9 protein-coding genes are annotated in these 14737 nt (G+C 40.8%); 6 read left to right on the top strand and 3 right to left on the bottom strand.

Annotated elements, in window-relative coordinates:
- Positions 1–82 precede the first annotated feature (82 nt).
- The 5 genes from AC04NP_RS13690 to AC04NP_RS13670 all read left to right on the top strand — a co-directional run bounded on the left by AC04NP_RS13690 (position 83) and on the right by AC04NP_RS13670 (position 12289).
- The gene (locus AC04NP_RS13690) at positions 83–3433 is read left to right on the top strand and encodes a SusC/RagA family TonB-linked outer membrane protein (RefSeq protein ID WP_482860328.1); all 3351 of its coding nucleotides are present in this window, start codon (positions 83–85) and stop codon (positions 3431–3433) included.
- A 10-nt stretch (positions 3434–3443) separates the two neighbouring features.
- The gene (locus tag AC04NP_RS13685; protein WP_482860327.1) at positions 3444–5171 is read left to right on the top strand and encodes a RagB/SusD family nutrient uptake outer membrane protein; all 1728 of its coding nucleotides are present in this window, start codon (positions 3444–3446) and stop codon (positions 5169–5171) included.
- Positions 5172–5246: 75 nt separating this feature from the next.
- Positions 5247–8681 (top strand): VCBS repeat-containing protein, encoded by a 3435-nt coding sequence (locus AC04NP_RS13680; protein ID WP_482860326.1) that lies wholly within the window; start codon positions 5247–5249, stop codon positions 8679–8681.
- Positions 8668–11991 (top strand): VCBS repeat-containing protein, encoded by a 3324-nt coding sequence (locus tag AC04NP_RS13675; protein WP_482860325.1) that lies wholly within the window; start codon positions 8668–8670, stop codon positions 11989–11991. The genes AC04NP_RS13680 and AC04NP_RS13675 overlap by 14 nt, the downstream gene beginning before the upstream one ends.
- Before the next feature lie 139 nt (positions 11992–12130).
- Positions 12131–12289, top strand: coding sequence for a hypothetical protein (locus AC04NP_RS13670; RefSeq protein ID WP_482860324.1), 159 nt, complete (start codon positions 12131–12133; stop codon positions 12287–12289).
- Positions 12290–12504: 215 nt separating this feature from the next.
- Here the strand turns inward: AC04NP_RS13670 and AC04NP_RS13665 are convergent, their stop codons facing one another.
- Positions 12505–12741, bottom strand: a complete 237-nt coding sequence (locus AC04NP_RS13665; RefSeq protein ID WP_482860323.1) for a DUF2442 domain-containing protein — start codon at positions 12739–12741, stop codon at positions 12505–12507.
- Positions 12722–12955 carry a DUF4160 domain-containing protein gene (locus tag AC04NP_RS13660; RefSeq protein ID WP_482860322.1) on the bottom strand — a complete coding sequence of 78 codons (234 nt, stop codon included), beginning with the start codon at positions 12953–12955 and terminating at the stop codon, positions 12722–12724. The genes AC04NP_RS13665 and AC04NP_RS13660 overlap by 20 nt, the downstream gene beginning before the upstream one ends.
- A 213-nt stretch (positions 12956–13168) precedes the next feature.
- On the opposite strand from AC04NP_RS13660, the gene AC04NP_RS13655 reads away from it, so the two are divergent.
- A complete protein-coding gene (locus AC04NP_RS13655) occupies positions 13169–13846 on the top strand; it encodes a hypothetical protein (protein WP_482860321.1) in 678 nt (225 codons plus the stop codon).
- A gap of 150 nt (positions 13847–13996) precedes the next feature.
- Here the strand turns inward: AC04NP_RS13655 and AC04NP_RS13650 are convergent, their stop codons facing one another.
- The gene (locus AC04NP_RS13650; protein WP_482860320.1) at positions 13997–14503 is read right to left on the bottom strand and encodes a DinB family protein; all 507 of its coding nucleotides are present in this window, start codon (positions 14501–14503) and stop codon (positions 13997–13999) included.
- Positions 14504–14737: the final 234 nt, after the last annotated feature.

Below are 14737 nucleotides of genomic sequence, written 5' to 3'. Positions count from 1 at the left end.
ATGAGGTACATGTTTCTGATAATTAATTCTTACCAAAAACATTTTAACTATGGCATTAAAATTACTAAAAAAAATTTTGATTATGTCCAAATACGTAATTTTTGGCATATTGATACAATGCATACTTTACGCTTTTGTTTTTGCCAATTCCAGCAAAGCACAAAAAAAGAGTATTGAAGACATCTACATTACCGTTGAACTGGATAACTTCAGTATAACGGAAGCCTTTGAAAAATTAGAGTGGTTAACAGGGTTTGAATTTGCCTATAAACAAAGAATTGTCGATCCCGGACAAAGGCTGAAGTTTGATAAGCGACATACTTCACTTGCTGAGCTGCTCCGGAATATTTCAAAAGAAGCTAATTTGGGATTTAAGCGGGTAAATGAGATCATTTACGTAAACAAAAGAGAGAGAAAGGGAATCCTGGCAGTCTTGGAAGATCCGGTTGTTGAAGAAAGGACAATCACCGGAAAGGTAACAGACGATTCGGGCAATGAATTGCCAGGCGTAAATGTACTGGTTAAAGACACAAGCATTGGAACCATCACAGATCTGGAGGGGAATTATTCTTTAAATGTACCTGATGGTGCCACTATGTTGGTTTTCTCCTATGTTGGTTATATAACTGAAGAAGTCGATATAGCTGGCAGAACAACCGTTGATTTTGTACTTACTCCCGACATCGAGACACTTTCTGAAGTGGTTGTAATAGGATATGGTACGCAAAAGAGAAAAGAGGTGTCAGGAGCGGTAGCCCAGGTAGATGGTAAGGATTTGACCCAGGCGCCCATTTCCACATTAACTAATTCACTTACCGGGCGTTTGCCAGGCCTTACCATAGACCAGCAGTCTTCTGAGCCTGGAAGGGAAAGCTCCGCCATTCTTGTTCGGGGGTTAGGTACCATAGATATTGACGAGGATGATGGGATTAACCCGAATGGGGCTTTGGTTGTAATCGACGGGGTAGCCAATGTAGATGGCCTGGACAGGCTGGACCCTAATGATATTGAAAGTGTAACGGTTCTGAAAGATGCTTCAGCAGCGATTTATGGAGCGCAAGCTGCCAGTGGTGTAATCCTGGTTACCACAAAAAGGGGAGAAACTGGAAAACCCCGTTTTAACTATAGTTTCAATGCAGGGTTCAATTCCCCTGTGAGCCTGGTTAGACCATCTAATGGATTAGAGTATGCCACATTTCTCAACCGGCAGGCATTTTTTAATTCTGGTTGGGATACTGATTATACGCCTTTATTTAGCGATGCAGAAATAGAAAACATTAGAAACGGTACAACTCCTACAACAGAGTGGGTTGAGTCTTCTTACAAAGATTTTTTTTCACAATCCTCTCATAATTTTTCTGTGAGAGGAGGAAGTGAAAATATCAGGTACTTCTTGTCGGCCAGGTATTTCCAGCAAGGCACCATATTTGTCGGTGATAACAATGGAGAAAATAAACAATATAACATAAGGAGTAATACTGATTTCACATTTGGCAAAGGGCTGGACATAGGATTGAATATAGCGTTACGGCAGCAGGATGTTGAAAATTCTGCGGCCCGTGGACCAGGCGTTTTAGTAAATGCCCTGTTAACCAGCCCATTATTAGAGAGATTTGTAAATGGAGATACCCGGTATCCGGCGCAAGGTAGAGCTTTTCAAAACCCAACGGCCATGTTCCGGGCCGGAGGATATGAAAGGAACGAAAGAAGAAATCAAAGTGCAATGCTCAAATTCAATTACGAGATCCCCAAAGTAGAAGGTTTGGCTATTGGAGGATTTTTTTCCGTCGGTTTGGATACCGATATGCGAAAAAATTTTCTGGTACCCTGGACATATTATGTAGAAAATAATTCAGATCCCAATGATATTCCGGAAGCCCGTACAGCGGGGATCACACAATTAGATCAACGTCATGACAGAACCAGAATTTTAACTTCTAACTTTCGTACCACTTACAATAAAACTATAGGCGAAAAGCATAATCTGGATGCTTTGCTACAGGTAGAAAAACAGGAAATAAGAACCGATTGGTTCAGCGCGGGAAATGATAATTTTTTGTCTACAGCTTCCGATTTCCTGGGTTCGGGAAGTAATGCCCGTGAAGATTCATATGTTAATGGCGCAGCATCCGAACTTGCCCGGATTGGATATTCGGGAAGACTAAATTATAATTACGAAGGAAAATATATTGCTCAATTTTTGTTTAGGTACGATGGGTCTGAGCGCTTCGCCAAAGGACAGCGTTTTGGTTTTTTCCCCGGGGCATCATTGGCCTGGTTGATATCGGATGAGGGTTTTCTGAATAATAGTGAATTGGTTAGTAATTTGAAATTAAGGGCCTCGTGGGGGCAATTGGGTAATGACAGGATTGGCGCTTTTAATTATTTGTCAAGGTTTGTCATTGGCGGAAATACGGTAGTAGATGGAATTACCGTACCCGGGATCGTAGAAACCGGCAGCGCCAATCCTGACGTGACTTGGGAAACTACCGAAACTATCAACCTGGGACTCGAAGCAGCGTTTTTCGGTAACAGGTTAACTTTGGAGGTGGATGTATTTGACATGCAGACCAAAGGGATATTAACATCACCGCAATTAACACTACCGGAATATACAGGGATTGAACCTCCCCGACAAAATATTGGTCAACACCAGAACAGGGGAATCGAGGTCGCAACCTCGTACAGACAACAAATAGGAGAATTTAACTTCACTATCGGAGGTAATGCATCCTATACGCTTAATGAAGTAAAATTCTTTGATGAACCTCCTTTTGATGAAGACTATCAAAGTCAAACGGGCAGACCCTGGGGATCTCCGCTTGAATACCATGCCATAGGGATATTCAGAACACAAGATCAATTAGATAACCTTCCAACCCGGCCGGGAGACAGATTGGGCATGGTGATTATTCAGGATGCAAACGGAGATGGCGAAATTACTTTGGCTGACAGGGTCCGAACAAATCCGGGAGTCCATGACTTCTACTATGGTATCACTACGCAGGTGTCATTCAAAAACTTCGATATGAGCATGCTTTGGCAGGGAGCTTCCGGAGGACTAAAAAGAATAAATCCATTTTTTTCTCCGGGAAATAACGGATTGGCCTATATAGCTAATGAATCGTGGGGGCCGGATAACCCTGACGGTAGATGGCCGGCACCGAATCAGGGAGCAGATACCGATTTCTACAGGGTTAAAGCTAACTATTTACGGTTAAAAACTTTAGAAATAGGTTATACCCTTCCCGAAGACCTGGTGAGTTCTGTGGGTTTAAGGAGTGTCAGGGTATACACTAGTGGATTTAACTTGCTGACATTCAGTAAAGTATTATCCGATATTGGTTTTACAGACCCGGAACAATTAAACGCATTAGCCAGGGACTATCCCACTTTGAAAACCGTCAATTTTGGAGTAAATGTATCATTCTAAAAAAGGTATCATGAAGAAAATTGTAAAACTAAATTTTATTATCGGCATACTGGTGTTGTTTACATCTTGTTCAGAAGATGCACTGGACCTCAAGCCATTAGATGCCATATCCCAAGTGGATGTCTTCAATGATGTTAACTTATTACAAGCATATGTGGATGCTACCTATGCCAGTATACCTAACAATTTTAGCGGGAATCAGCGTATGGGTACGGAGCCTCTCGCAGATCTTGCTTATTTGAAAAATGACCGGGGTGAGGGTGTGCCTGAATATGGGGAGAACAGGGTCGACGCTTTAAATGTTGAAGGAGTAACCAGGAATTCATGGAGCACAAACTATGCTGGCATAAGACATATTAATTCTTATTTTTCCGGTATTGAAAATAGCGCTATTGCACAAAATGATCTTGACCCTATGACAGGTCAGATGCATTTTTTACGTGCTTATTTTCATTTTGAATTATTGTCCTACTACGGTGGCATTCCTATCATTACCAAAAGATTTGAGATCAATGAGGAAAATTTTGATGTCCCCAGGAACTCAATTGAAGAAGTTGTAGACTTTATCGTGTCAGAATTGGATATAGCTATACCGCTTCTTGATGAAAGTGCGCCTAAGGCAAGAGCTGGTAAAGCCGCTGCCATGGCACTTAAAGGGAGGGTACTTCTTTATGCGGCGAGCGAGCTTTTTAATCCTTCGGGAGATATGTCCAGATGGACAGCAGCAGCGGAAGCCAATAAAGCGGTGATGGATTTGGAGACTTATCCAATGACGGCTGATTATCGCAGCATCTTTTTAAGTAGGCCATCGATAGCAGACGAGGTGATCTTTACGAGAGAATACAACCTGGAAGTAAACCAGGGTACCTGGTCAGGGGCCAACACCATGTTCTGGCCTAATGGGTACCAAGGTTGGCATTCTGTTAGCCCTACTCAGAAATTTGTAGATTTATTTGAAATGACCAATGGGGAAACGCCCTATTTATCTGACGGTGTTACTGTTAATCCGGCATCGGGATACGATCCTCAAAATCCGTATGTAAACAGGGATCCGAGATTATCCGATATTGTATTGTACAATGGTGTGATGTTTAAAGACAGGGATGTTCAGTACTGGATTGAATATGAAGATGACGGTGACGGTAATCCCGTAGATCGTATAGAAGTAGCGGGAGGGCTGGATACCCATTTGTCACCCATTTATTTTTGGGAGCCTTCTTTCACCAATTATGGCTTCCGAAAATTTACAGATCCTACTGAACTTCCGGCCTTAAGTGGAGCGCCTACGGAAGAATTTACTCCCGACATAAAATTCAGGAAAACGGAATTTTATTTAAACTATGCCGAAACACAGATTGCCTTGGGCAATGAGCAAGCTGCCAGAGAGGCTATTAATGCCGTTAGGGCAAGGGCAAGTGTCAATATGCCGCCTGTTACTGCATCCGGAAACGACCTTATTGAAGCATATCGCAGGGAGAGAGCGATAGAATTATCGTTGGAAGGACATCGTTTTTTTGATATAAGAAGGTGGAAAATTGCCGGAGAAGTCATGGGTAAACCGATGTATGGTATCAATGTTGAAAAATTGAGTACAGGGGATATTGTCTATAGTTATGGAACCAAAATTGCCCAGGCTACCGAATTAAGGGCTTGGGATGATAGATTATACTGGCTACCGATCCCTGATAGAGAAGTGAAAGCGAGCAACAATGCACTCGAACAGAATCCGGGCTACTGATTTTTGATAGTTTAATTTATTCAAATAATTGAAATTATAGCAAGGTTATTGCTTTGCTATATTTCTTATGTTGATATGAATAAAAGGCTAATTGCGATACTAATACTTACATTTTGTCTTTCCTGCCAGGAAAAGACCAGTATTGAAACCCTTCCTGATGAATCGCTGCCATCCGGTGCATCAATGTCTTATAAAGAGACGGAAGATATTTTGTTTTCAATGATGAGCCCGCTTCGCACAGGAATCAAATTTATCAATCATTTGACAGAGACTCCCGACATGAACGGCTTTTTTTATGAATACTATTATAATGGCGCAGGAGTTTCAATTTCCGATATTAATAATGATGGCTTGCAGGACATTCTGTTTATCTCCAGTCTGAGGGAGAATCATCTTTACCTTAACCAGGGTGGGCTAAAGTTTACAAATATAACCATACCGTCAGGCCTGGCCCAGTCCACAGGTTTTCGAACCGGAGTTACTAATGTGGATATTAATAATGATGGTTGGATGGATTATTACATTTCCAAGTCCGGCAGGTATGACGATCCTTCCAGGAGGAAAAATGAACTATGGATAAATCAGGGATTGAACGAGCACGGGATCCCGGTTTTCAAAGAGCAGGCATCCGGACATAACCTAGACATTGAGATGTGTTCAACACAGGCAGTATTTTTTGATTATGACCTGGATGGCGACCTTGACATGTTCCTTATCAACCATTATACCGCTCCTTTTGATTACCGGGAAATGGATAAACTAAGCAAAAAGAAAGGAATACTGACAGGGGACAGGCTTTACGAAAACAGACACGGTAAATTTGTGGATGTCACTACAAGCTCAGGCATTACCAATACCTCCAGATTGAGTTACGGCTTGGGTATTTCCGTAGGCGATTTGAATAACGATCGATGGCCCGATGTTTATGTAAGCAACGATTATGAAGGAAAAGATTACTTATACCTGAATAATGGAGATGGCACTTTTCGGGAAGTATCGAATGAAGCTATGGGACATACCTCTTTTTATTCCATGGGCACGGACATGGCGGATGTCAATAATGATGGTTGGATCGATATTATGTCCCTGGACATGATGGCAGAGGATAACTACACCATGAAAACCAGCATGAGTGGCATGGATCCGGCTAAGTTTTTCGGCGTTGTGGACAGGGGCCTTCATCACCAATACATGTACAACGCCCTTCAAATAAACAATGGGCCTGACCCAAAAGGAATCCCTAAATTTTCGGATGTGGCACAAATTGCCGGAGTAGCCAGCACTGACTGGAGCTGGGGGCCGCTCTTTTTTGACATGAACAACGATGGTTTTAAGGATATTTTTGTCCCCAACGGCATCAAAAAAGATTTCAGGAACAATGACTTTGCGATAAGGCGAAAAATAATGACTGATACTGCAAAACTGGAAGACAGAGAAGACAGGGATTCGTTTATCAATAGTGTGCTTCATGAAATGCCCACGAGAAAAAAGCTCAACTACTTTTTCAAAAATAATGGAGATCTGTCATTTGAGAGCAAAACCGGTAAATGGGTTTTAGATATCCAAACCAGTTCTAATGGGGCAGCTTACGCCGATCTGGATAATGACGGAGACCTGGAGATCATCGTCAATAACTCGGATGACGTTTCGATGATCTATAAGAATAATACTATCGAATTGGGGTTAGGCAATTATTTACGGTTTGACTTCTCAGGCCCTGAAAAAAATATATTTGGTATTGGCGCCAGGATAAAAGTCAGGTATGGTGATAACCAACAAATACAGGAACACTACCTTACCAGGGGGTTTCAATCTTCCATGGGTACAGGGCTTCATTTTGGACTTGGAAAAATCAATAAGGTCGACACGATCATAGTCACCTGGCCCGATGGTAAGCAGCAGCAATTAACCAATACTGCGGCCAATCAGGCCATAACTTTAAGTTATGATAAGGCGGCCATAGTCAACCCGGAGAGGAAAGAAGAGCGAAAGCCGCTTTTTGCCACAATAACTGCCACTGAAACCGGCGTAGATTGGCGTCACGAAGAAAACTTTTTTAATGATTTTGAAAGAGAAAGTCTTTTACCTCATAAGATGTCTGCTTTCGGGCCGGCATTGGCCATAGGCGATTTTGATGGTGATGGATTGGAGGACTTCTTCCTGGGTGGTGCAAAAAATCAAAAACCTGTGTTGTATAAACAAAAAGCTAACAGTGCTTTCGAGGTTGTGGTTCAGGAAGGTTTCGAAGATAGTAAAAAATATGAAGATGTCGATGCCGTATTTTTTGATGCGGATACAGACGGTGATCTGGATCTGTATGTAGTCAGTGGCGGAAACGAAGAAATACATGGTTCGCCCTATTATCAGGATAGGATTTATGAAAATAATAATGGCAAATTCATATACGACCCGGACTTCTTACCATCTTTCAAAGTAAGTGGTTCTTGTGTTCTCACTTTTGATTTTGATGACGACGGTGACCTTGACCTGTTTGTTGGAGGAAGACAGCACCCGGGAAGGTATCCTACACCAGTCAGTAGCTATCTCCTGCGAAATGACAGTGAGAAGAATAAAATCCGGTTTACAGATATTACGGCCCAAGCCCTGCCACAGCTCCATGAAATGGGCATGGTTACAGATGCCATTTGTGTTGATCTCAATCAGGACAATAAACAGGATTTGGTACTGGTAGGTGAATGGATGCAGCCTCGTATTTTTTATAATGCTGATGGCGGTTTCCGGGAAATGACGGAGGAAGCTGGATTTTCGAATACTTCAGGATGGTGGAATGTCATAAGCGCCGCAGATTTCGATTCCGATGGGGACCTGGATTTAGTAGCAGGCAATCTGGGCTTAAATTATAAATACAAAGCATCCTATGAAAAACCATTTAAGGTTTACGGAACAGATTTCGATCAAACCGGGACATTTGATATAGTTCTGGGATATTATGAAGGGATTGATCTTTATCCATTAAGAGGCCGACAATGTTCATCGGAGCAGATGCCTTTTATCAAAAAGAAGTTTCCCACCTACGATGCATTTGCAAAAGCGACACTCGAAGATGTGTATGGGGAAGACAAACTGGGTAATGCGATACAATACAGCGCTCATACCTTCGCTTCCACTTATTTTGAGAACCAAGGTAACGGCTCTTTTCAATCACGCATATTGCCAAACCTGGCTCAGATCACCTCAGTGAATGCTATAGTTGTAGACGACTTTGATCAGGATGGTAATTTAGATCTTGTGTTGGCAGGTAATCTTTATGGCGCCGAGGTAGAAACACCCAGAAATGACGCCGGGATAGGCCTGTTTCTACAAGGCGACGGGCATGGAAATTTTCATCCCAAGCCAATGTATGAAACAGGTTTGTGCATTGAAGGAGAAGCCAGGCATATGGCAAAACTCGAACTTGCGGATGGGAGAACCCTGGTAATAATAGCTGTAAACAATGGAAAGCCTATTTTTGTGCATCCTGCAAAAATGACACGAGATGAGATTAATTAAAGAAAACATAATAATACTTGTATTTTTTCAGCTTTTAATAACAAGTTGTGAGTTAGATAAGGGTAAAAAACTATTTACCCTGCTTACTCCTTCTCAAAGCGGCGTGAAGTTTTCTAATGACCTCACAGAAACTGACTCGGCGAACTACTTTTTATATCAAGGCTTTTATATGGGCGGAGGTGTCGCTATCGGCGATGTTAACAATGATGGGCTTCAGGATATTTACCTGACCGGTAACATGGTGGAAAATAAGCTTTATCTCAACAATGGAGACTTAAAGTTTACAGATATTACCAGTCAGGCGCGGGTAGGCGGTGACAATCGCTGGATAACAGGTGTCACGATGGCCGATATTAATCAGGACGGGTGGCTGGATATTTATGTTTGTGCAGCTGGTCCATGGCCATGGGCCACCAGAAGAAATTTATTATACATCAATGACGGAAAACCAGGTGATCAACCAACATTTACGGAATCAGCCGGGATTTATGGTATTGCCGATCCGGGAAATAGTAAGCAAGCGGTATTTTTTGATTATGATTTGGATAATGACCTGGATTTGTATGTGGCAAATTATCCTATCGTAGATATTAAAACAGGCATTATGAATTACAGTGAATTAATGCGATTTGTCCATCCGGGTGTAAGCAATCACTTATACGAGTTCGAAGACGGGAAATTTAAGGATGTTACGGTAAAAGCCGGTGTCATGCGATTCGGCTTGTCATTAGGAGTATCAGTCGCAGATTTCGATGGTGATGGCTGGCCGGATTTTTATGTGTCCAATGATTTTGCCACGCCGGATTATTTTTTCTTTAACAATGGAGACGGGACTTTTACCAACAAGATCGAAGAAGCGACCAACCATACAAGTTTTTTTGGCATGGGCATTGACGCTGCAGATGTCACCAATAACGGCTTGTTAGACATACTGCAGGTCGACATGTCCCCGGAGGATAATTTCAGGTCTAAAGCCAATATGGCCAGTATGGACACTGATGCATTCCGGGCTATGGTAAACAACGGGATGCATTATCAATATATGATAAACTCCCTGCAAATAAATATGGGGCTAAACGATAATGGTGTACCGCTGTTCGGAGAGATCTCTCAATTGGCCAATATTTCCCTTACTGACTGGAGCTGGGCTCCGTTGATTGCAGATTTTGACAACGATGGCTGGAAAGATCTTTTTGTGACCAACGGCACCAGGCGCGAGATTAACAACAAAGATTTTTTTGTTGAAATGAACAAAGACAAGCAAATGGCATCACATTATGTCGATTGGGTTAATAAGATGCCTGAAGCAAAAGTTGAAAATTATGCACTAAAAAACTTTGGCGGCCTGAAGTTTGAGAAGGTAGCAGGGGATTGGGGACTAAATTTGAACGGCTGGTCCAATGGAGCCGCTTATGCAGACCTGGACAATGATGGTGACCTGGACCTGGTTGTCAATAATATTGACGATTATACCGCGGTATATGAAAATAACGCTGTAAGAAAAGAAAAAAGCAATTACTTACGACTGGAAATGAAGGGCCCATCGGGAAATAAATTTGGCCTGGGTGTAAAGGTAACTTTGATCCGGGGACCACAAAAGCAGTTTCAGGAGCTTACCTTGACAAGAGGTTTTCAGTCGTCCGTTGAGCCTATTCTACATTTTGGCGTTGGAGATCAGCATCTGGTTGAAAAGGTTATTGTTCAATGGCCGGACAATAGGCAACAGATCCTGGAGCATGTAAAAACCAATCAAAAACTGGTTATAGATTACAAAAATGCTTCAGCTAATCCACATACTGTTGCTGCCACGCCACCTCAAAAAGTATTTAAAAATATTACTGGTGAGCTTGGGTTATCTTATAGACATACGGAAAACAGTTTTGATGACTTCAGCTACCAGGTATTGATGCCACACAAATTATCTCAATATGGCCCGGCCTTAGCGGTGGGCGATGTAAACAACGATGGTCTCGATGATTTTTTTGTAGGAGGAGCCAAAAATCAACCTGGTAAAATTTACATCCAGCATGAAACAGGCAAGTTTGACAGCCCGGTGGTTGACCAGTTTATCGAGGATAAGATCCATGAAGATGTAGATGCCATTTTTTTTGACGCCAATAATGATGGATTTAAGGATCTGTATGTAGTAAGTGGAGGCAATGAAGCAAAAGCAGGGGATAGATTCTATCAGGATCGCCTTTATCTTAATTTAGGTAAAGGCCAATTTGAGAAAACAGACAACGCTTTGCCGGATATTTTTGAAAGCGGATCGGTTGTCAGGGTCGCCGATTACGATAAGGATGGGGACCAGGATCTGTTCGTAGGTAGCAGGTTTTTACCAAGAAATTACCCTAAGTCGGGTAAGTCCTTTCTGCTTAAAAATGAAAGTACGCAGGACGAAGTGAAATTCACCGATGTTACCAACGAAACAGCAAAAGAATTATCAACCATAGGAATGGTAACCGATGCTGTTTTCATGGATATTAATCATGACGAACAGATAGATCTTATACTGACAGGTGAATGGATGCCGGTGACTATTTTCATTAATCAAAGCGGACAATTTGTCAATTCAACTGATTCCTGGGGAATTGGAAACCAGACTGGTTGGTGGGGTAGCATTATGGCCAGGGATTTTGATAGTGATGGAGACATCGATTTGATAGCAGGTAACCTGGGTGAAAATTATAAATACAAAGCTACCGAAGAAGAACCTTTTAGTCTATATATAAACGATTATGACAAGAATGATAAAATGGATATAGTGCTTGCCTATATGCAGGAAGGGGAGGAATATCCTCTCAGAGGAAAACAATGTTCGTCACAACAAATCCCAGCCATTTCCATGAAATTTAAGGATTACAATTCCTTTGCAAAAGCAACCCTGGCAGATGTGTACTCGACACAGTCACTGAAAGAATCGACGCGCTACCAGGCGGTTAATTTTTCAACAAGTTATTTTGAAAACAAGGGAAACAATTTTTTGATACACAGGTTAGCAGACATGGCCCAGATCAGTTCGGTCAATGCAATATATGCTGACGATATTGATGGGGACGGAAACCAGGATATTGTGCTGGCAGGCAACTTGTATGGTTCTGAGATAGAAACCCCGAGAAATGATGCATCCTATGGGTTGTTTATGACCGGTAACGGCAAAGGAGCGTTTAAAGCCCAAATGCCTTACGAAAGCGGATTGATCATCAGAGGGGAAGTAAGAAAAATGGAAGAAATAAAGTTGGCCAACAAGAAAATTGGTTTGTTAGTGGCAAAAAATGACGATTACCTTCAACTTATCACTTATTGGTGATCTCCCGATCATGCTTTTTCTTCATGATCTGGCAAGCAGCTTGTATTATAGAAATAAGAGCATAATCCAGATACAAAATAATTATTCCATTGTTTGAACAACCGCATTGTATCCTTCAGCCAACCACACCTGCGGCCCATTGTCAGGGGCAAAGGGCGCCTTTGGTAACCACAAAAACCATTACAAACTGGGCAGGATCAGGGTGAGAAGTCCTCAAACTCAGCTATTGGTGGTTTATGTGGGCATTATGGCTGCCAATGCCAAGCAGATCAGCACCAGGCTGGCTGCCTATAACTGACGATACTTACACGTTGAACCAAAGGGAGAGGTATGCCCTTTTCTATACAAAATTATTGACAATCAACATCTTATGAAGAAAAATGAGCGCAATCGAAAAAACAAATTGTATTATTCTAAGAAAATAAACCTATCTACAACCAATAACAGAAAAAATCAAACCAAAGAAAATTTGGACTTAGTTATCCTATGTAATTTTCCAAGTCACCGAAAAACTTATTCCAATAATTTTTCAAAGGATATATCTTCATCCAACTCCTCCCAATGAATTCCTTCCCCATTACCAATAAACCGCCATTTCTTCAATTGCGCTATGCTGGCATTTCTTAATTTGGGAAACCACTCCAGTGGAATGGATAATTCCCTTCCATCTTCGAAAAAGACAGTCATTTTAGCAGTGGTAAAGGTTACTTCGATCGCGTTTTTCGATTTATTAATTATTGAAATACTCATGCCATTTTTCTATAAAAAGTTCTACATTTTCTTCCACCATTATACGTATTTTCTTCAATTCAGATGCGTTAAGACCTTTTGACCGCACAAACTCAATGGGTATTAAGTTAACTTTAGCAGTCTTTGCATCTTTTTCAACATGTATGTGTATCGGATCATGGTCATTACTATAAAAGAAAAATCTATAACCTTTGATGACAATAACTGTCGGCATTTTTTGATGTTTTACTTTAATTTAAAGATAAGAATATTTACCTGAAGTTACCCTAGGTCAATTAATATTTTGGTGATCGGTAATTGCTAATTGTCCATATTCTTAGATAGGTAAGAAAACTGTCAAGTATTAATTTTTTATTTTGTCTTCCGGGATCAATATTGTACATTCTGGCAACCAGCGTCAGTTAAATTACATTTTTAATATTGGAAAATGGAAATAAATGGATTTTTAGGATTGGCAATATCTGCAATTCTCTTTACTGTTAGCCTGATCTTTCAGCAATCAATAAAGCAAATTATCAAAAGATATTTTTCAAAGATCAGCCAAAAAAAACTTGATAAACTATTTTACATAATTTTGATAATCATAGTTATAATTCCTTTTTCTTTCAACTATTTTCCATCCTTTGAAAGAGAGGAAAATGTTGAAGAGGAAGTTCCCATTAGTTATGAGAAAAGCAAGGAAGAAATATATGTGGAGACTGGAATGGCAGTAGCAGGGGAGGTGAAAAAGGTCATAGAACAAAAGAAAAGAAATGACAGTGTAAGGATAGCAAATAAACAACCGAATTGGGTTTGTCAAATTGGAAGACCAAAGATTAATGTACAGGAATTATGGGAAGCTTATGAACCATTGCAAGGCCTCTCAAACCTCTATGTCTTTAAAGAATCGAAAAAGAGCTATATTATTATTAAGGATGATGGATATTCAAAACAGCAGTTGGAAGAGTCGCTTGAAGCCTTCAAATCAGAGGTCGAAAAATTTGAGACAAGGATAGGGATAGTCAATCTTACTACCTTTTGCAAGGCCAAAGAAGATATCAAACAAGGTAATAAAATTAAAATTCGTAAGGAAAGTATTATGCTTTCGTCTATTGAATGTGATTAATTTCTCAAAATCACTTCCAGATACAGAATATTTTATATTTTGATTATCAGTGAGTTATGATGATGGTGGCACAAATGGGGTACATGTATCAGTAAGAGGTCGATGAAACATCAAAAATACTCAAAATTGCAGGAAGAGCTTAGGGTATCGTCAATTTTTGTTTTTAGCAGAAAGGCTGATCAGCTCTTCATTACTCATGCCAAAAATGTCAGGCACGCTGACGCCACGCGCAGATAATAGCTGATAGATTTGTCCACGGTGATGTATTTCGTGCTCTAAGATGATTCTTAGCCACTTATGCAGGCTAATTTCTCCTTTCGGCATCCTTATCTTTTCTCTTAGAAACTCCGGAGGCTTATCTTTTAGTATATGTCTCAATGCTAACTCAGCTTGTTCATAAAGCGCCAAAATGGATGCTCTATCAGGAGCAAATGAAGAATCACAGCCGGAATAGTTTGGTTCAAGACCTTTTATAATCGGTAAGTAAAAATAAAGTTCCACCAAGGGGATGTGCCTTGCGAGATCACCGATAGAGAACTGCTTATCATTAAGGGAGTAATCGATATTGTTTTCCGTAATCAGGGAAACCACTTTCTTGGTTCTGCCTTTAACCTTAGCGTAGTATTGTAAGAACTCAGTTATTGTAGCATGTTGCATAATAAATCTTTTTTCTATTTAGCGAAACAAACAGATAATTGAACAATCGGGCCATACAAACGTTTGGCTGCTGCTATTGATCGTATAGCTTGGACTCAAAATTAATGGATTCCTCCTATTCGTTAAAAAGTTCGATAAGACATTAAAGTTATCAGGTTAAAATATCGAAGAATAACGCACATAAACCTTGCAGGGAGATTTCTCGAAACCCAGCCAACGAGTAGTCACTGACAG

Source organism: Agaribacillus sp. DX54 (assembly GCF_056858335.1).
The sequence above is the reverse complement of the archived record's forward strand: the minus strand, read 5'-3'. Positions and strand labels throughout refer to the sequence as shown.

What these genes read in the sequence shown, in the direction of transcription:
- AC04NP_RS13690 (WP_482860328.1), top strand. Translation starts at nt 83, where the DNA reads ATGTCCAAATACGTAATTTTTGGCATATTGATACAATGCATACTTTAC.
- AC04NP_RS13685 (WP_482860327.1), top strand. Translation starts at nt 3,444, where the DNA reads ATGAAGAAAATTGTAAAACTAAATTTTATTATCGGCATACTGGTGTTG.
- AC04NP_RS13680 (WP_482860326.1), top strand. Translation starts at nt 5,247, where the DNA reads ATGAATAAAAGGCTAATTGCGATACTAATACTTACATTTTGTCTTTCC.
- AC04NP_RS13675 (WP_482860325.1), top strand. Translation starts at nt 8,668, where the DNA reads ATGAGATTAATTAAAGAAAACATAATAATACTTGTATTTTTTCAGCTT.
- AC04NP_RS13665 (WP_482860323.1), bottom strand. Translation starts at nt 12,741, where the DNA reads ATGAGTATTTCAATAATTAATAAATCGAAAAACGCGATCGAAGTAACC.
- AC04NP_RS13660 (WP_482860322.1), bottom strand. Translation starts at nt 12,955, where the DNA reads ATGCCGACAGTTATTGTCATCAAAGGTTATAGATTTTTCTTTTATAGT.
- AC04NP_RS13655 (WP_482860321.1), top strand. Translation starts at nt 13,169, where the DNA reads ATGGAAATAAATGGATTTTTAGGATTGGCAATATCTGCAATTCTCTTT.
- AC04NP_RS13650 (WP_482860320.1), bottom strand. Translation starts at nt 14,503, where the DNA reads ATGCAACATGCTACAATAACTGAGTTCTTACAATACTACGCTAAGGTT.